Source organism: Endozoicomonas sp. ALB115, assembly GCF_049310245.1.
In the GTDB taxonomy this organism is placed as follows: Bacteria; Pseudomonadota; Gammaproteobacteria; order Pseudomonadales; family Endozoicomonadaceae; genus Endozoicomonas.
Window position 1 is genome coordinate 1 of the sequence record NZ_JBLYZG010000054.1, and the last position, 14,546, is coordinate 14,546.

The window sequence follows — 14,546 nt, forward strand, 5'->3', positions numbered from 1 at the left end:
TGTCTGCAAATAAAAACATACCTGAAATCAGCCGCTGGTGCTTTTTTTTTCAAATTTGTTGATTTCTACCCACAGTTATCCCTGAAGAGCCCAAAATTCAGGGGGGGAGTCAAAATAAATGTGGCCATGCGAAACTCATAAATGCCCTGTAAATAATGAAATGTCGGGGCGGTGCACTAACCTGCCGTGACGACTACTCAGCCCGACTTCATATTGTCCCTATTCAGCGAACCCCCTCCGGCCATGTATCATGCCCGCCTGATAAAATGACCCTCTGCTCTTCCATATAACAAAAACTTGTTTGGAAGCTTGTGTTGACAGCAAGTTTTGTGGTTAGTAGAATTTTGCGTCCTTTTGTCTAGGTGACATAGTTCATCAGACTTTGTTCTTTATAGATGCCATGGTTAGAACAAAATGAGCCAACAATCAAAGCAGTCCTCACAGGCGCAGCAAATTCGTATTCGCCTGAAGGCTTTTGACCATCGCCTGATTGACCAGTCTACGCAGGAAATCGTTGATACTGCAAAAAGAACTGGTGCGCAGGTTCGTGGTCCAATCCCTCTGCCAACACGAAAAGAACGCTTTACCGTACTGATTTCTCCACACGTCAACAAAGACGCTCGTGACCAGTATGAAATCCGTACCCATAAGCGTCTTCTCGACATTATCGAGCCCACCGAAAAAACTGTAGACGCACTGATGAAACTGGATCTGGCAGCCGGTGTCGAAGTGCAGATCAGTCTCGGTTAATGAGGCCATGGGCTCTCCATCAAAGTGTGCACACTTTTGTGTAACAGCTCTGAAGTGAGCGGCCATAGTGGGTAATAGCCCCGTACACGAGAGAGGTTGAAATGACTATTGGATTAGTCGGCAAGAAACGCGGTATGACCCGTGTTTTCACCGAAGACGGTGTTTCCATACCGGTTACCGTAATTGAGGTAGATCCAAACCGCGTTACCCAGGTGAAAACCCTGGAAACCGACGGATATACTGCAATTCAGGTAACTTCCGGAAGCAAGAAAAGCAGCCGTCTGAGCAAGCCGGAAGCTGGCCACTTCGCCAAAGCAGGCGTTGAAGCTGGTTCTGGTCTCTGGGAATTCCGTATCGACGCTGACGCTGAATACCAAGCGGGCGACGTTATCGGTGTAGACCTGTTTGAGCAAGGTCAGAAAGTAGACGTTACCGGTCAGTCCAAGGGTAAGGGCTTCCAGGGTGCTATCAAGCGCTGGAACTTCCGTATGCAGGACGCTACCCACGGTAACTCTCTGTCTCACCGTGCACCTGGCTCTATCGGCCAGTGTCAGACTCCTGGTCGTGTCTTCAAAGGCAAGAAAATGGCTGGACATATGGGCGCTGAAAACGTGACCGTACAGTCCCTGGAACTCGTTCGCGTTGATAGCGAGCGTAACCTGCTGCTGGTCAAAGGCGCAGTACCTGGTGCAACCGGTGCTGACGTTATTGTTCGTCCAGCAGTTAAAGCACGTGCTCACGCCTGAGGGGATTAGACGATGGAACTGAAGGTAAACGGTGCAGATGCCGTTCAGGTCTCAGACGTGACTTTTGGCACTGAATTCAACGAAACCCTGGTTCACCAGGCGGTTGTTGCATTCATGGCCGGTGCGCGTCAAGGCACCAGAGCTCAGAAAAACCGCAGCGACGTAAGTGGCGGTGGTCGTAAGCCCTGGCGTCAGAAAGGTTCCGGTCGTGCACGCGCCGGTACTATCCGCAGCCCACTGTGGCGCGGGGGCGGCAAGACATTTGCTGCCAAACCACAGAATCACGCTCAAAAGCTGAACAAAAAGATGTATCGCGCAGCGCTGCGTTCCATCTTGTCCGAGCTGGTTCGTCAAGAGCGTCTTATTGTGGTTGAACAGTTCGCTGTTGAATCACCAAAGACCAAACTGGTTGTAGCCAAGCTGAATGAACTGAACGCTAACGGCGCGTTGATCGTTGCTGATGAAGTGGATCAGAACATTTATCTGGCCGCTCGCAACATTCCTCATGTGGATGTTCGTGACGTTCAGGGTATTGATCCGGTTAGCCTGGTTGCTCACGAGAAAGTCGTGATGACCGTGTCTGCCATCAAGAAGTTCGAGGAGATGCTGGGATGAACCAGGAACGTATTTTTAAAGTTCTGCTTGGTCCGCACATTTCCGAGAAGACCACTGTCGTTGCTGAAGAGCACAATCAGTACGTCTTCAAGGTAGCCAGGGACGCAACCAAGCTCGAAATCAAAAAAGCTGTTGAGCAGCTGTTTGACGTCAGCGTTAAAGCTGTCAGGACTGCCGTTGTTAAGGGCAAGACCAAGCGTACTCGTTTCGGTATGGGCCAGCGCTCAGACTGGAAAAAGGCGTACGTCAGCCTGGAGCAAGGTCAGGAAATTGACTTCGCGGACGCGGAATAAGGAGCTAGAGAATGGCAGTAATCAAATGCAAGCCGACTTCTCCAGGTCGCCGCTTCGTTGTCAAGGTAGTTAACCCTGACCTCCACAAGGGCCGCCCATACGCGCCTCTGGTGGAAAAGAAAGGCAAAACTGGTGGTCGCAACAATGCTGGTCGTATCACTACCCGTCATCGCGGGGGTGGTCACAAGCAGCACTACCGTATCGTAGACTTTCGTCGCAACAAGGACGGCATTCCAGCTGTTGTTGAGCGTCTGGAATACGATCCAAACCGTACTGCGCACATCGCCCTGTTGAAATACATGGATGGTGAGCGTCGTTACATTATCGCACCTAAAGGTGTGAAAGCCGGTGATGAGCTGTTCTCCGGTGTCGATGCCCCGATCAAAGCTGGTAATACTCTGCCTCTGCGCAATATTCCACAGGGTTCCATCGTACACTGTGTAGAAATGAAGCCTGGTAAAGGCGCTCAGATGATTCGCAGTGCTGGTGCTTCTGCCCAGCTGGTCGCTCGTGACGGTGCTTATGTTACCCTGCGTCTGCGTTCCGGTGAAATGCGTAAAGTATTGGCTGACTGTCGCGCCACTCTGGGCGAAGTCTCTAACAGTGAGCACAACCTGCGCTCTCTGGGTAAAGCGGGTGCTAAGCGCTGGCGTGGTGTGCGTCCGACCGTTCGTGGTGTTGCCATGAACCCGGTAGATCACCCACATGGTGGTGGTGAAGGTCGTACTTCCGGTGGTCGTCATCCTGTGACGCCATGGGGTATTCCGACCAAGGGTCGCAAGACTCGTTCCAACAAGCGTACGGACAAAATGATCGTACGTCGTCGCAGCGCGAAGTAAGCCTAGAGAGAGGATACGATAGTGCCACGTTCATTGAAAAAAGGCCCATTTATCGACCTTCACCTGCTGAAGAAAGTCGAAGAAGCGGCTGAAAGCGGCAACAAGCGTCCGATCAAGACCTGGTCTCGCCGCTCCATGATTATCCCAACCATGGTTGGTCTGACTCTGGCTGTGCACAACGGTCGTCAGCACGTTCCTGTCTTCGTTACCGAAGATATGGTTGGCCACAAGCTGGGTGAGTTTGCTGCAACCCGTACTTATCGCGGTCACGCAGCAGACAAGAAGGCCAAGAAGCGCTAAGAGGGTATAGAAATGAAAGAAGTTGCTGCTATGCATAAAGGCGCTCGCATTTCTGCCCAGAAAGCGCGTCTGGTCGCTGACCAGATCCGCGGCAAGGCAGTTGGCGAAGCCCTGGATCTCCTGAGCTACAGCCCGAAAAAAGCTGCAGTTCTGGTTAAGAAAGTGCTTGAGTCTGCTATTGCAAACGCTGAGCACAATGACGGCATGGACATCGATGAGCTGAAAGTCTCTACTGTCTTCGTTGACGAAGGCATGACGATGAAGCGCATTCGCCCACGTGCCAAGGGTCGTGCTGATCGCATTCTGAAGCGGTCTTGCCATATTACGGTTAAGGTTGCAGAGGTCTAAGGAGCGGTCAGATGGGTCAGAAAGTACATCCTAATGGAATTCGCCTGGGCATCGTTAAGCCCCACCGTTCAGTCTGGTTTGCAGATGGCAGCGATTACGCTGACAAACTGAATGCTGACCTGGCGGTGCGCAGTTTCATTGAAGAGAAGCTGAAAAACGCTTCTGTAAGCCATGTTGAAATCCAGCGTCCAGCGCAAAGCGCCCGCGTGACCATTCACACTGCCCGTCCGGGTATCGTGATTGGCAAGAAGGGTGAAGACGTTGAGAAGCTGCGTCAGGCGGTGTCCAAAATGATGGGCGTGCCTGTGCACATCAACATTGAAGAAATCCGCAAGCCTGAACTGAACGCCATGCTGGTGGCTCAGAGCATCGCTGGCCAGCTGGAGCGTCGTGTGATGTTCCGTCGTGCCATGAAGCGCTCTGTCCAGAACGCCATGCGTCTGGGTGCCAAGGGTATCAAGGTTCAACTGAGTGGCCGTCTTGGCGGTGCTGAAATTGCGCGTACTGAATGGTACCGCGAAGGTCGTGTGCCACTGCACACCCTGCGTGCTGACATCGATTATGCACATTATGAAGCACTGACCACTTACGGTATTCTGGGTGTCAAGGTCTGGATCTTTAAGGGTGAGGTTATCGGTGGCATGGCGCCTGCTGTTGAGCCTTCCAAAGATAAAGAACAGCCAGCTCGTCGCCCTAAGAAGCGTCAGGCTAAGAGTTAAGGAGCGCGGAAATGTTACAGCCCAAGCGTACGAAATTTCGTAAGCAGCAAAAAGGCCGCAATCGTGGTCTGGCACTCCGCGGCTCCAAGGTTAGCTTCGGCGAATACGCATTGAAAGCAATCGGTCGTGGACGTATAACAGCTCGCCAGATTGAGGCGGCTCGTCGTGCCATGACCCGTCACATTAAACGTGGCGGTAAAATCTGGATCCGCGTCTTCCCTGACAAGCCGATCACCGGTAAGCCTCTTGAGGTGCGTCAGGGTAAAGGTAAGGGTAACGTGGAATACTGGGTGTGCCAGATTCAACCAGGCCGCGTTCTCTATGAGATGGAAGGTGTGTCCGAAGAGCTGGCTCGTGAAGCCTTTGCTCTTGCAGCAGCCAAGCTGCCGCTGGAAACTGCCTTCGTTAAGCGGAGCGTAATGTGATGAAAGCTGCTGAACTGCGTGAAAAGTCTGTAGAGGAGCTCAATACTGAGCTGCTCTCTCTGCTGCGGGATCAGTTTAACTTCCGTATGCAGAAAGCTACTGGCCAGCTGGGTCAGAGCCATCTGCTGAAGCAGGTTAAGCGCGACATCGCTCGTGTGAAAACCATCCTGAACCAAAAGGCAGGAGCATAAGATGGCTGAAGAACTGGTTGGTCAAAAAAAGATCCGTACACTGTCCGGCAAGGTCGTGAGCGACAAGATGGATAAAACCATCACTGTTCTCATCGAGCGCCGGGTAAAACATCCGCTTCTGGGTAAAATCGTGAAGCGGTCCACCAAGTTGCACGCTCATGATGAAAACAACGACTGCCGTATGGGCGACGTTGTTACCATCAAAGAGACGCGTCCTCTGTCAAAGAGCAAGACGTTTACGCTTGTATCCATTGACGAGCGTGCTACTCAGATCTAAGGCTACGGTGCTTTGGGCTTGAGTGACTAATGGCCGTTCCGACAGGCTCTTAAAAGTTCTGTCGGAATGGTTGTTTTTGTGAAAGCCGACGAGTACCCGTCTGCAGTTTGGGCTTGGAGAATAAGCAATGATCCAGACAGAAAGTCAACTCGAAGTCGCTGATAACAGCGGCGCCCGTCGAGTTCAGTGTATCAAGGTGCTGGGTGGATCCCACCGCCGCTACGCTGGCATTGGCGACATCATCAAAGTATCCGTGAAGGAAGCGATTCCCCGCGGTAAGGTCAAAAAAGGCCAGGTGATGAACGCTGTTGTCGTGCGTACCAAAAAAGGTGTTCGTCGTCCAGACGGTTCCCTGATCAAATTCGATGGCAATGCAGCCGTTCTTCTGAACGCCAACCTGCAGCCGATCGGTACCCGTATCTTTGGACCAGTGACTCGTGAGCTGCGCGGTGAGCAGTTCATGAAGATCATCTCACTGGCCCCAGAAGTACTGTAACGGGAGCAGGTAATGAAAAAGATCCGTCGTGATGACGAAGTCATCGTAATTGCCGGCAAGGACAAAGGTAAGCGCGGTAAAGTGCAAACCGTTCGTGCTGACGGCAAGCTGATTGTTTCTGGCATCAATATGATCAAGAAACATCAGAAGCCTAACCCGATGCTGGGCACTCCTGGTGGAATCGTAGAAAAAGAAGCGGCTATCGAAGCTTCTAACGTTGCGATTCTGAACCCTGAAACCAACAAGGCTGATCGTGTTGGCTTTGCTATCGAAGATGGCAAAAAGCAGCGCGTATTCAAGTCTGACGGCAAGCCTGTTGACGCGTAAGGGGAGAGTGATGGCAAATTTTAAAACCAAATATCGTGAAGAAATTCTGCCCATGCTCAAAGAAGAGCTGGGTGTGAAAAACGTTCATGAAGTGCCACGCATCACCAAAATTACCCTGAACATGGGTGTTGGTGAAGCGATTGGTGACAAGAAAGTCATCGAGCATGCGGTTGCTGACCTGGAAAAAATCGCCGGTCAGAAAGCTGTCGTGACCAAGGCCCGCAAATCCGTTGCTGGCTTTAAAGTCCGTGAAGGCTGGCCAATCGGTGTTAAGGTGACTCTGCGTCGTGAGCGCATGTATGAGTTCCTGGAGCGTCTGGTTGACATCGCTCTGCCACGTGTCCGTGACTTCCGTGGTCTGAGCCCCAAGTCTTTCGACGGCCGTGGTAACTACAGCATGGGTGTTAAAGAGCAGATCATCTTCCCTGAAGTTGATTACGACAAAATCGACACTCTGCGCGGTCTGGACATCACTCTGACCACTACCGCCAAGAATGACGAAGAAGGCCGTGCTCTGCTGAAGGCTTTCAACTTCCCATTCCGTAACTGATACAGGTACGAGTTTTATGGCAAAAGTATCCATGAAGCAGCGGGAACTGAAGCGTCAGCGCACCGTTGCCAAGTATGCTGAAAAGCGTGCACAGCTCAAAGCTGTGATTAACAATCCTAACAGCACTGAAGATGAGCGTTGGGATGCCCTGGTAGCTCTGCAGAAGCAGCCTCGCAATGCCAGCAAGGCGCGTCTGCGTAACCGCTGCCGCATCACTGGCCGTCCACACGGCGTACTGCGCAAATTCGGCCTGAGCCGTATCAAGCTGCGTGAAGCAGCGATGCGTGGTGATGTTCCAGGTCTGGTTAAAGCCAGCTGGTAAGCGCATTTCATCTTCGGGAGATATAGATAATGAGTATGCAGGACCCGTTAGCAGATATGCTAACTCGTATCCGTAATGCCCAGATGGCAGAGCACGCCTCTGTCACCATGCCGTCCTCCAAAATCAAGGTTGCTGTAGCCCGGGTTTTGAAAGACGAAGGTTTCATCGCTGACTACAAAGTCGCTGGCGAAGCCAAGGCTGAACTGGCCATCGAACTGAAGTATTTCGAAGGCAAGCCAGTTATTGAAAGCCTGAAGCGTACCAGCCGTCCTGGCCTGCGTTCTTACGCTGGCAAGGAAGCGCTGCCTAAAGTGAACGGCGGTCTGGGTATCGCTATCGTTTCCACCAACAAAGGTGTTATGACCGATCGTGCTGCCCGTGCAGCCGGTGTTGGTGGCGAAATTCTCTGCACTGTGTTCTAAGGGAGGGGTATTATGTCTCGAGTAGCCAAAAGCCCTGTTGCTGTCCCTGCTGGTGTAGAGATCAAGCGCAATGGCCAGATCCTGGTGATCAAAGGTTCCAAGGGTCAACTGGAACTTGTTGTTCACAACAATGTCGAAGTTGGACAGGAAGAAAACGTTCTGACGTTTGCTCCACGTGATGGTGCCAAGCACTCCCGTGCTCTGGCCGGCACTACCCGTGCCCTGGTTAACAACATGGTAACCGGCGTAACCGCTGGCTTCGAGAAGAAGCTGCAGCTGGTTGGTGTTGGTTATCGTGCAGCGGCCAAAGGTAATAGCCTGACTTTGAACCTGGGCTTCTCCCATCCGGTTGAATACGAACTGCCACAAGGCGTGACTTGTGAAACTCCGACCCAGACTGAAATTCTGGTTCGCGGTATCGACAAGCAGCTGGTTGGACAGGTTGCTGCGGAAATTCGTGAATTCCGTCGTCCTGAGCCTTATAAAGGCAAGGGTGTTCGCTATGCTGACGAACGCGTTCGTCGCAAAGAAGCCAAGAAAAAGTAAGGTAGGGTGAGATCATGATGGACAAGAAATCTTCTCGCCTGCGTCGTGCCCTTCGTGCAAGGGTTAAGATGCGTGAGCTGGGTGCCATTCGTCTGAGCATCCATCGTACGCCTCGCCACATCTATGCGCAGGTTATCGCCGCTGACGGCGACAAAGTGCTGGCATCTGCCTCCACTGTTGAAAAAGAACTGCGTGGCGACGCTACCGGTAACGTAGAAGCGGCCAAGAAAGTTGGTGCCCTGGTTGCTGAGCGTGCCAAGGCAGCGGGTGTGACCAAGGTGGCGTTTGACCGCTCTGGTTTCAAATATCACGGTCGTGTCAAGGCGCTTGCCGATGCAGCCCGTGAAGGCGGACTGGAATTCTAAGGGTAGAACGTCATGGCAAGAGAAAGAGATGAGCGTAAGCCTAACAACGACGAAGGCTTGATTGAGAAGCTGGTACAGGTTAACCGTGTCGCCAAAGTGGTGAAAGGTGGCCGTATCTTTGGCTTCACAGCGCTGACAGTCGTTGGTGATGGCAAGGGTAAGGTTGGTTTTGGTCGCGGTAAAGCCCGTGAAGTGCCAATCGCTATCCAGAAAGCTATGGAAGCTGCCCGTCGCAACATGATTCATGTTGACCTGAACGGTGACACCCTGCAGTACCCGGTTAAAGCCCGTCACGGTGCTTCCAAGGTTTACATGCAGCCAGCATCTGCTGGTACCGGTGTTATCGCCGGTGGTGCAATGCGTGCCGTTCTTGAAGTGGCTGGCGTACACAACGTACTGGCCAAGTGCTACGGTTCTACCAATCCGGTGAACGTGGTTCGTGCTACTTTTAACGGTCTGCGCGACATGCGTTCTCCTGAAGGCGTTGCTGCCAAGCGTGGCAAGTCTGTTGAGGATATCCTGGGGTAAGTCATGGCTGAGAAGATGATCAAAGTGACGCTCGTGAAGAGCACTAACGGTCGCCTCGAAAGCCACAAGGCTTGCGTACGGGGTCTGGGCCTGCGTCGTATCAACCACACTGTTGAAGTGGAAGACACTCCTTCAGTTCGTGGCATGATCAACAAGGTATCCTACCTTGTCCGGGTAGAAGGAGAATAACATGCGTTTGAATACTCTGAGCCCGGCTGAAGGTAGCCGCAAAGAGGGTAAGCGCGTAGGTCGTGGCATTGGCTCCGGCCTGGGCAAGACCTGTGGCCGTGGCCACAAGGGTCAGAAGTCCCGTTCCGGTGGTTCTGTCAAGCCAGGTTTCGAAGGCGGTCAGCAGCCACTGCAGCGTCGTCTGCCAAAGTTTGGCTTTACTTCACGCAAAGCGCGTTTTACTGCTGAGATTCGTCTGCACGAACTGAACAAGGTTGAAGCAGACGTGATCGATCTGGCAGCGCTGAAAGCAGCTGACCTGGTCAGCGGTAGCATCCAGCGCGCCAAAGTGGTACTGTCTGGCGAATTGGCTAAAGCAGTCACCATCAAAGGTCTGGCTGTTACCAAAGGCGCCCGTGCTGCGATTGAAGCTGCCGGTGGTAAGATCGAGGACTAAATGGCTAAGACATTACCTGTTGGGAATCAAAGCGGCTTAAACGAGCTGTGGTCTCGCGTTAAGTTCGTGTTTCTGGCGATCCTGGTTTACAGGATCGGTGCGCACATCCCTGTGCCGGGCATCAACCCTGATGCGCTGGCTCGGATGTTTCAACAAAATGAAGGCACCATTCTGGGTCTGTTCAACATGTTCTCTGGCGGTGCGCTGGAGAGAATGTCGGTACTGGCCCTGGGTATCATGCCTTATATTTCGGCGTCCATTATCGTTCAGTTGATGAGCGTGGTGAGCCCGCAGTTGGAGCAGCTCAAGAAGGAAGGTGAGTCCGGACGTCGCAAGATCAGCCAGTACACCCGCTACCTGACCGTTGCCCTGGCCCTGGTCCAGGGTACTGGCATGACTGTCGGTCTGGCCAATCAGGGTGTTGCCTTCAGCACTGACCTCAGCTTCTATATTGTCGCTGTTGTCACGTTCGTCACCGGTGCCGTCTTTATGATGTGGCTGGGCGAACAGGTGACTGAACGGGGAATCGGCAATGGTATTTCGATTCTCATTTTTGCAGGTATTGTCGCTGGTCTTCCAAGTGCGATTGTGCGGTCTTTCGAGTCCGCACGTCAGGGTGATATCAACATCCTGATGTTGCTCGCCGTTGCCCTTCTGGCAATTGCGATCATCGCATTTGTAGTCTTTATCGAACGGGGTCAGCGCCGGATAACCGTAAACTATGCCAAGCGTCAACAAGGGCGCAAGGTGTTTGCGGCCCAGAGCAGCCATCTGCCATTGAAGGTGAATATGGCCGGCGTTATTCCAGCTATTTTCGCTTCCAGCCTGCTGCTGTTCCCTGCGTCCATCGCGCAGTGGTTCGGCCAGGGTGAAGGCATGGGATGGCTGCAGGACATCGCTCTGGCGCTGGGTCCGGGTCAGCCACTGAACATCATACTGTTCTCGGCAGGCATCATCTTCTTCTGCTTCTTCTACACTGCCCTGGTCTTTAATCCAAAAGACGTGGCAGATAACCTGAAGAAGTCGGGTGCATTCATCCCCGGTATTCGTCCGGGCGAGCAGTCTGCACGTTATATTGATGGTGTCCTGACTCGCCTGACCATGTTCGGTGCTCTCTATATGACAGCAGTGTGTCTGTTGCCTCAGTTCCTGGTCGTGTCGGCTAACGTGCCGTTCTATCTGGGAGGCACCAGCCTGTTGATCGTGGTGGTCGTGGTGATGGACACCATGGCTCAGGTGCAGTCGCATCTCATGTCGCATCAGTATGAGTCGCTGCTGAAGAAATCCAATCTTAAGGGCTATGGCTCTGGCGGTCTGATCCGCTAAGCCACTCTCATTGAGAATAGTTCTGCAACGGTTGTGGAGTTAGTTATGAAAGTACGCGCGTCGGTTAAAAAAATCTGCCGCAACTGCAAGATCATCAAGCGTAAGGGTAATGTACGTGTGATCTGTCAGGAGCCGCGTCACAAACAGCGTCAGGGCTAATAATTGTCGGGAATCTACGGATTCTCGCGATAGCAGGACTCTGGTCTAATGTGACCTCAGGCAAAGCCAACCGCTCATGAAATTGTTCATGAGCGGTTGTGTTTTATCGAAAGGGGGATTACAATTTCCGCCTTTCGACCTGTTGGAAATGCCTTTTGCTGCGTGAGTGTTTTAGCCTTGCTTGATCGCTCCCAGGTGTTTTCTTCAGGATGAAAGCAGCCATTTCTGAAACAAAGGTTCTTTCCGGCGTTTCAATATGGTGACGTGTTTCAGTTTAATTTGGTTTTGCTGAGCAATCAGGAATGATCAACTGAATAGCTGTTACACGGTTAAATGTAATAACGGAGACGATTGAATGGCCCGTATTGCTGGCGTCAACATTCCAGATAACAAACATGCCGTTATCTCGTTGACCTACATTTTTGGTATCGGTAAGACTTCAGCTCAGCAGCTGTGTGCTGCCACTGGTGTTAACCCGTCTGCCAAAGTATCTGAATTGAGCGAAGATCAGCTGGAATCCCTGCGTACTGAAGTTGCAAAACTCAACGTAGAAGGTGACCTGCGTCGCGAAATCAGCATGAACATCAAGCGCCTGATGGACCTGGGTTGCTACCGTGGCCTTCGCCACCGTCGCAGTCTGCCGGTTCGTGGTCAGCGCTCAAAGACCAATGCCCGTACTCGTAAGGGTCCGCGCAAACCGATTCGTAAATAAGATCGTTTCATTTCTCTGAAGAAACGCTTTGCATAGACCTTTTCTTTTAAAGGCTTTTCTTTACAGGGAATAACGAACTTTTAAATACAGGATTTGTTCTGATATGGCAAAGCCAGGTACTCGTACACGTAAGAAAGTTAAAAAGTCGGTTGTGGATGGCATCGCCCATATTCACGCCTCTTTTAACAACACTATCGTGACAATTACCGACCGCCAGGGTAATGCACTCTCCTGGGCAACTGCAGGTGGCTCCGGCTTCCGTGGTTCCCGTAAGAGCACGCCATTTGCTGCACAGGTTGCAGCTGAGCGTGCCGGACGTGCCGCCGCTGAGTTCGGTCTGAAGAATTTGGACGTGAATGTTAAAGGGCCTGGTCCAGGCCGTGAATCCGCTGTACGCGCGCTCAACGCTTGTGGTTTCAAGATCAATAACATCACTGATGTTACCCCGATCCCACACAATGGTTGTCGTCCGCCCAAGAAGCGTCGTGTATAAGCAGGAGACCGGTAAATGGCTAGATATATAGGTCCTAAGTGCAAACTGTCTCGTCGTGAAGGCACTGATCTCTTCCTGAAGAGTGGTGTTCGTGCGCTCGAGTCAAAGTGCAAGGCAGAAAATGCTCCTGGCCAGCATGGCCAGCGTCGTGGTCGTCTTTCCGACTACGGTGTTCAGCTTCGTGAGAAGCAGAAAGTTCGTCGTATCTACGGTGTACTGGAAAAGCAGTTCCGTAACTACTACAAGGAAGCTGACCGTCTGAAGGGTGCAACCGGTTCAAACCTGTTGCAACTTCTGGAGTCTCGCCTTGATAATGTGGTTTACCGCATGGGATTCGGTTCTACCCGTGCAGAAGCACGCCAGCTGGTCAGCCACAAAGCTGTCATGGTTAATGGCAAGACTGTAAACATCCCGTCTTATCAGGTTAAGCCTGGTGACGTTGTTGCTATCCGTGAAAAGGCAAAGAACCAGCTGCGCATCAATGCAGCGCTTGAACTTGCTGCCCAGCGTGGTTTCTCCATCTGGGTAGAAGTGGACGCCAGCAAAAAAGAAGGTGTCTTCAAGACGCTGCCCGAGCGGAGTGATCTGGCGGCCGACATCAACGAGAGCTTGATCGTCGAGCTGTACTCCAAGTAAGGGATAGACAGTTAGGTGGGGTGTAACATCCATGCAGAATTCGGTTACTGAATTTCTAACTCCTCGACACATTGATGTCGAGGAAATCAGTCTGACACAGGCAAAGGTCACCCTGGAGCCGCTGGAACGTGGTTTTGGGCATACCTTAGGCAATGCCCTGCGTCGCATTCTTCTTTCCTCTATGCCCGGTTGTGCCGTGACTGAGGTAGAGATTGATGGCGTGCAGCATGAATACAGTGCTATTGAAGGTGTTCAGGAAGACGTTATTGAAATCCTGCTCAACCTCAAAGGCCTGGCTATTCGCATGACTGGCCGTGACAGCGTTACTCTGACTCTGAGCAAAAAAGGCGAGGGTGTCGTCACTGCTGCTGACATCCAGCTGGACCACGATGTTGAAATCGTGAATCCTGATCATGTTATTGCCCACATGAATAACAAGGGCAATCTCAACATGAAGCTGAAGGTTGCTCGTGGTCGTGGGTATGAATCAGCCGACAGCCGTCGTCAGGATGAAGAGGAAACTCGCGCTATCGGCCGTCTGCAGCTGGATGCCACCTATAGCCCTGTATACCGTGTTTCCTATGTCGTAGAAAGTGCTCGTGTAGAACAGCGTACTGACCTCGACAAGCTGGTTATCGATCTGGAAACCAATGGTACTCTGGATCCTGATGAAGCCATCCGTCGTGCTGCTACTATTCTGCAGCAGCAGCTGGCGGTATTCGTGGATCTGGAAGGTGAGTCCGAGCCAGAGCCTGTGAAGGAAGAAGACGAGGTTGATCCGATTCTTCTTCGTCCGGTTGATGATCTCGAACTGACCGTACGTAGTGCTAACTGCCTGAAGGCAGAGAACATCTACTACATTGGTGACCTGATCCAGCGCACTGAAGTTGAGTTGCTCAAGACCCCGAACCTGGGTAAGAAGTCCCTGACTGAAATCAAGGACGTTCTGGCCTCCCGTGGTCTGAGCTTGGGTATGCGTCTTGATAACTGGCCACCTGCCAGTTTGAAGAGCGACGATAAGGTTTCTGCTTAATTGCAGCCAGGAGCCGCCACTGTTGCAGAAACAGAAGCGGTTCCTGGTAAGAAGAGGAAGTTTGTGCCATGCGTCATCGTAAGAGTGGCCGCAAGCTTAACCGGAACAGTTCTCATCGCAAAGCGATGTTCAAGAATATGGCTGCTTCCCTGGTTGAGCACGAAGTAATCAAGACAACACTGCCAAAAGCGAAAGAGCTGCGCCGTGTTGCTGAACCGCTGATCACCCTGGCTAAGGAAGACAGCGTTGCTAACCGTCGGCTGGCGTTCGATCGTCTCCGTAACAAGGCTGCGGTAGGCAAACTGTTCACTGATCTGGGTCCGCGTTTCAAAGAGCGTCCAGGCGGTTACATCCGTATCATCAAGTGCGGATTCCGTCATGGTGACAACGCGCCTATGGCTTATGTCGAGTTGCTGGACCGTCCTGCTGTTGCAGCAGTAGAGTCCGCTGACGAAGAATAAGTCAGAAAAAAGCCGGGTTATCCCGGCTTTTTTGTTTTCACC

28 protein-coding genes are annotated in these 14,546 nt (G+C 52.1%); all 28 read left to right on the forward strand.

Going from position 1 to position 14,546, the window contains the following annotated elements; translation table 11 throughout:
* Positions 1-414 precede the first annotated feature (414 nt).
* The 28 genes from rpsJ to rplQ all read left to right on the forward strand — a co-directional run bounded on the left by rpsJ (position 415) and on the right by rplQ (position 14,504).
* Entirely contained in the window at positions 415-750 is a 336-nt protein-coding gene (rpsJ, locus tag ACO6VE_RS19000; RefSeq protein WP_066014867.1) for a 30S ribosomal protein S10, read from the forward strand.
* 101 nt (positions 751-851) lie between these two features.
* A complete protein-coding gene (gene rplC, locus ACO6VE_RS19005; protein WP_422447495.1) occupies positions 852-1,496 on the forward strand; it encodes a 50S ribosomal protein L3 in 645 nt (214 codons plus the stop codon).
* A 12-nt stretch (positions 1,497-1,508) separates the two neighbouring features.
* A complete protein-coding gene (gene rplD / locus ACO6VE_RS19010) occupies positions 1,509-2,111 on the forward strand; it encodes a 50S ribosomal protein L4 (protein ID WP_269672620.1) in 603 nt (200 codons plus the stop codon).
* Entirely contained in the window at positions 2,108-2,404 is a 297-nt protein-coding gene (gene rplW, locus ACO6VE_RS19015; protein ID WP_422447493.1) for a 50S ribosomal protein L23, read from the forward strand. The genes rplD and rplW overlap by 4 nt, the downstream gene beginning before the upstream one ends.
* 11 nt (positions 2,405-2,415) lie before the next feature.
* Complete coding sequence (gene rplB, locus ACO6VE_RS19020; protein ID WP_209276240.1) at positions 2,416-3,243, forward strand: 50S ribosomal protein L2; 828 nt, start codon at positions 2,416-2,418, stop codon at positions 3,241-3,243.
* 21 nt (positions 3,244-3,264) lie between these two features.
* Positions 3,265-3,543 (forward strand): 30S ribosomal protein S19, encoded by a 279-nt coding sequence (rpsS, locus tag ACO6VE_RS19025; RefSeq protein ID WP_066014871.1) that lies wholly within the window; start codon positions 3,265-3,267, stop codon positions 3,541-3,543.
* A gap of 12 nt (positions 3,544-3,555) precedes the next feature.
* Positions 3,556-3,891: a 50S ribosomal protein L22 gene (rplV, locus tag ACO6VE_RS19030; RefSeq protein ID WP_066014872.1), complete on the forward strand. Its 336-nt coding sequence runs from the start codon at positions 3,556-3,558 to the stop codon at positions 3,889-3,891.
* Positions 3,892-3,902: 11 nt separating this feature from the next.
* Positions 3,903-4,610: a 30S ribosomal protein S3 gene (gene rpsC / locus ACO6VE_RS19035; RefSeq protein ID WP_422447490.1), complete on the forward strand. Its 708-nt coding sequence runs from the start codon at positions 3,903-3,905 to the stop codon at positions 4,608-4,610.
* Positions 4,611-4,621: 11 nt separating this feature from the next.
* A complete protein-coding gene (gene rplP / locus ACO6VE_RS19040) occupies positions 4,622-5,035 on the forward strand; it encodes a 50S ribosomal protein L16 (RefSeq protein ID WP_020582409.1) in 414 nt (137 codons plus the stop codon).
* Positions 5,035-5,226, forward strand: coding sequence for a 50S ribosomal protein L29 (gene rpmC / locus ACO6VE_RS19045; RefSeq protein ID WP_020582408.1), 192 nt, complete (start codon positions 5,035-5,037; stop codon positions 5,224-5,226). The genes rplP and rpmC overlap by 1 nt, the downstream gene beginning before the upstream one ends.
* A 1-nt stretch (position 5,227) precedes the next feature.
* Positions 5,228-5,503, forward strand: coding sequence for a 30S ribosomal protein S17 (gene rpsQ, locus ACO6VE_RS19050; protein WP_101746637.1), 276 nt, complete (start codon positions 5,228-5,230; stop codon positions 5,501-5,503).
* 127 nt (positions 5,504-5,630) lie between these two features.
* Positions 5,631-5,999: a 50S ribosomal protein L14 gene (gene rplN / locus ACO6VE_RS19055; RefSeq protein ID WP_066014875.1), complete on the forward strand. Its 369-nt coding sequence runs from the start codon at positions 5,631-5,633 to the stop codon at positions 5,997-5,999.
* A 12-nt stretch (positions 6,000-6,011) separates the two neighbouring features.
* The gene (gene rplX, locus ACO6VE_RS19060) at positions 6,012-6,326 is read left to right on the forward strand and encodes a 50S ribosomal protein L24 (RefSeq protein ID WP_422447487.1); all 315 of its coding nucleotides are present in this window, start codon (positions 6,012-6,014) and stop codon (positions 6,324-6,326) included.
* A gap of 10 nt (positions 6,327-6,336) precedes the next feature.
* On the forward strand, positions 6,337-6,876 hold the full coding sequence (gene rplE, locus ACO6VE_RS19065; RefSeq protein ID WP_101746635.1) for a 50S ribosomal protein L5: 540 nt from the start codon (positions 6,337-6,339) through the stop codon (positions 6,874-6,876).
* 16 nt (positions 6,877-6,892) lie between these two features.
* Positions 6,893-7,198, forward strand: coding sequence for a 30S ribosomal protein S14 (rpsN, locus tag ACO6VE_RS19070; RefSeq protein WP_101746634.1), 306 nt, complete (start codon positions 6,893-6,895; stop codon positions 7,196-7,198).
* A gap of 29 nt (positions 7,199-7,227) precedes the next feature.
* On the forward strand, positions 7,228-7,620 hold the full coding sequence (gene rpsH, locus ACO6VE_RS19075) for a 30S ribosomal protein S8 (protein ID WP_101746633.1): 393 nt from the start codon (positions 7,228-7,230) through the stop codon (positions 7,618-7,620).
* Between the two features lie 12 nt (positions 7,621-7,632).
* Complete coding sequence (gene rplF, locus ACO6VE_RS19080; RefSeq protein ID WP_269672624.1) at positions 7,633-8,166, forward strand: 50S ribosomal protein L6; 534 nt, start codon at positions 7,633-7,635, stop codon at positions 8,164-8,166.
* 14 nt (positions 8,167-8,180) lie between these two features.
* The gene (rplR, locus tag ACO6VE_RS19085; RefSeq protein ID WP_101746631.1) at positions 8,181-8,531 is read left to right on the forward strand and encodes a 50S ribosomal protein L18; all 351 of its coding nucleotides are present in this window, start codon (positions 8,181-8,183) and stop codon (positions 8,529-8,531) included.
* A gap of 12 nt (positions 8,532-8,543) precedes the next feature.
* The gene (rpsE, locus tag ACO6VE_RS19090) at positions 8,544-9,059 is read left to right on the forward strand and encodes a 30S ribosomal protein S5 (RefSeq protein WP_101746630.1); all 516 of its coding nucleotides are present in this window, start codon (positions 8,544-8,546) and stop codon (positions 9,057-9,059) included.
* Positions 9,060-9,062: 3 nt separating this feature from the next.
* Positions 9,063-9,248, forward strand: coding sequence for a 50S ribosomal protein L30 (gene rpmD, locus ACO6VE_RS19095; RefSeq protein ID WP_209276238.1), 186 nt, complete (start codon positions 9,063-9,065; stop codon positions 9,246-9,248).
* Position 9,249: 1 nt separating this feature from the next.
* Positions 9,250-9,684: a 50S ribosomal protein L15 gene (gene rplO, locus ACO6VE_RS19100; protein ID WP_101746628.1), complete on the forward strand. Its 435-nt coding sequence runs from the start codon at positions 9,250-9,252 to the stop codon at positions 9,682-9,684.
* A complete protein-coding gene (gene secY, locus ACO6VE_RS19105) occupies positions 9,685-11,010 on the forward strand; it encodes a preprotein translocase subunit SecY (RefSeq protein WP_101746627.1) in 1,326 nt (441 codons plus the stop codon).
* A gap of 45 nt (positions 11,011-11,055) precedes the next feature.
* Positions 11,056-11,169, forward strand: a complete 114-nt coding sequence (gene rpmJ, locus ACO6VE_RS19110) for a 50S ribosomal protein L36 (protein WP_081622108.1) — start codon at positions 11,056-11,058, stop codon at positions 11,167-11,169.
* A 355-nt stretch (positions 11,170-11,524) separates the two neighbouring features.
* Positions 11,525-11,881: a 30S ribosomal protein S13 gene (rpsM, locus tag ACO6VE_RS19115; RefSeq protein ID WP_101746626.1), complete on the forward strand. Its 357-nt coding sequence runs from the start codon at positions 11,525-11,527 to the stop codon at positions 11,879-11,881.
* Positions 11,882-11,984: 103 nt separating this feature from the next.
* Complete coding sequence (gene rpsK, locus ACO6VE_RS19120; protein WP_020582394.1) at positions 11,985-12,374, forward strand: 30S ribosomal protein S11; 390 nt, start codon at positions 11,985-11,987, stop codon at positions 12,372-12,374.
* A 15-nt stretch (positions 12,375-12,389) separates the two neighbouring features.
* Positions 12,390-13,010 (forward strand): 30S ribosomal protein S4, encoded by a 621-nt coding sequence (rpsD, locus tag ACO6VE_RS19125; protein WP_101746625.1) that lies wholly within the window; start codon positions 12,390-12,392, stop codon positions 13,008-13,010.
* Between the two features lie 31 nt (positions 13,011-13,041).
* Positions 13,042-14,043 (forward strand): DNA-directed RNA polymerase subunit alpha, encoded by a 1,002-nt coding sequence (locus ACO6VE_RS19130; RefSeq protein WP_422447480.1) that lies wholly within the window; start codon positions 13,042-13,044, stop codon positions 14,041-14,043.
* 68 nt (positions 14,044-14,111) lie between these two features.
* The gene (gene rplQ, locus ACO6VE_RS19135; RefSeq protein WP_101746623.1) at positions 14,112-14,504 is read left to right on the forward strand and encodes a 50S ribosomal protein L17; all 393 of its coding nucleotides are present in this window, start codon (positions 14,112-14,114) and stop codon (positions 14,502-14,504) included.
* The last annotated feature ends 42 nt before the right edge of the window (positions 14,505-14,546 follow it).

Coding starts and splice junctions, on each gene's coding strand:
- rplW (WP_422447493.1), top strand. CDS start 2,108: ATGAACCAGGAACGTATTTTTAAAGTTCTGCTTGGTCCGCACATTTCC.
- rpmJ (WP_081622108.1), top strand. CDS start 11,056: ATGAAAGTACGCGCGTCGGTTAAAAAAATCTGCCGCAACTGCAAGATC.
- rpmD (WP_209276238.1), top strand. CDS start 9,063: ATGGCTGAGAAGATGATCAAAGTGACGCTCGTGAAGAGCACTAACGGT.
- rplE (WP_101746635.1), top strand. CDS start 6,337: ATGGCAAATTTTAAAACCAAATATCGTGAAGAAATTCTGCCCATGCTC.
- rpsJ (WP_066014867.1), top strand. CDS start 415: ATGAGCCAACAATCAAAGCAGTCCTCACAGGCGCAGCAAATTCGTATT.
- rpsE (WP_101746630.1), top strand. CDS start 8,544: ATGGCAAGAGAAAGAGATGAGCGTAAGCCTAACAACGACGAAGGCTTG.
- rpmC (WP_020582408.1), top strand. CDS start 5,035: ATGAAAGCTGCTGAACTGCGTGAAAAGTCTGTAGAGGAGCTCAATACT.
- rpsD (WP_101746625.1), top strand. CDS start 12,390: ATGGCTAGATATATAGGTCCTAAGTGCAAACTGTCTCGTCGTGAAGGC.
- rpsN (WP_101746634.1), top strand. CDS start 6,893: ATGGCAAAAGTATCCATGAAGCAGCGGGAACTGAAGCGTCAGCGCACC.
- ACO6VE_RS19130 (WP_422447480.1), top strand. CDS start 13,042: ATGCAGAATTCGGTTACTGAATTTCTAACTCCTCGACACATTGATGTC.
- rplO (WP_101746628.1), top strand. CDS start 9,250: ATGCGTTTGAATACTCTGAGCCCGGCTGAAGGTAGCCGCAAAGAGGGT.
- rplR (WP_101746631.1), top strand. CDS start 8,181: ATGATGGACAAGAAATCTTCTCGCCTGCGTCGTGCCCTTCGTGCAAGG.
- rplN (WP_066014875.1), top strand. CDS start 5,631: ATGATCCAGACAGAAAGTCAACTCGAAGTCGCTGATAACAGCGGCGCC.
- rplP (WP_020582409.1), top strand. CDS start 4,622: ATGTTACAGCCCAAGCGTACGAAATTTCGTAAGCAGCAAAAAGGCCGC.
- secY (WP_101746627.1), top strand. CDS start 9,685: ATGGCTAAGACATTACCTGTTGGGAATCAAAGCGGCTTAAACGAGCTG.
- rpsH (WP_101746633.1), top strand. CDS start 7,228: ATGAGTATGCAGGACCCGTTAGCAGATATGCTAACTCGTATCCGTAAT.
- rpsK (WP_020582394.1), top strand. CDS start 11,985: ATGGCAAAGCCAGGTACTCGTACACGTAAGAAAGTTAAAAAGTCGGTT.
- rplD (WP_269672620.1), top strand. CDS start 1,509: ATGGAACTGAAGGTAAACGGTGCAGATGCCGTTCAGGTCTCAGACGTG.
- rpsM (WP_101746626.1), top strand. CDS start 11,525: ATGGCCCGTATTGCTGGCGTCAACATTCCAGATAACAAACATGCCGTT.
- rplX (WP_422447487.1), top strand. CDS start 6,012: ATGAAAAAGATCCGTCGTGATGACGAAGTCATCGTAATTGCCGGCAAG.
- rpsQ (WP_101746637.1), top strand. CDS start 5,228: ATGGCTGAAGAACTGGTTGGTCAAAAAAAGATCCGTACACTGTCCGGC.
- rplC (WP_422447495.1), top strand. CDS start 852: ATGACTATTGGATTAGTCGGCAAGAAACGCGGTATGACCCGTGTTTTC.
- rplB (WP_209276240.1), top strand. CDS start 2,416: ATGGCAGTAATCAAATGCAAGCCGACTTCTCCAGGTCGCCGCTTCGTT.
- rplV (WP_066014872.1), top strand. CDS start 3,556: ATGAAAGAAGTTGCTGCTATGCATAAAGGCGCTCGCATTTCTGCCCAG.
- rpsC (WP_422447490.1), top strand. CDS start 3,903: ATGGGTCAGAAAGTACATCCTAATGGAATTCGCCTGGGCATCGTTAAG.
- rplF (WP_269672624.1), top strand. CDS start 7,633: ATGTCTCGAGTAGCCAAAAGCCCTGTTGCTGTCCCTGCTGGTGTAGAG.
- rplQ (WP_101746623.1), top strand. CDS start 14,112: ATGCGTCATCGTAAGAGTGGCCGCAAGCTTAACCGGAACAGTTCTCAT.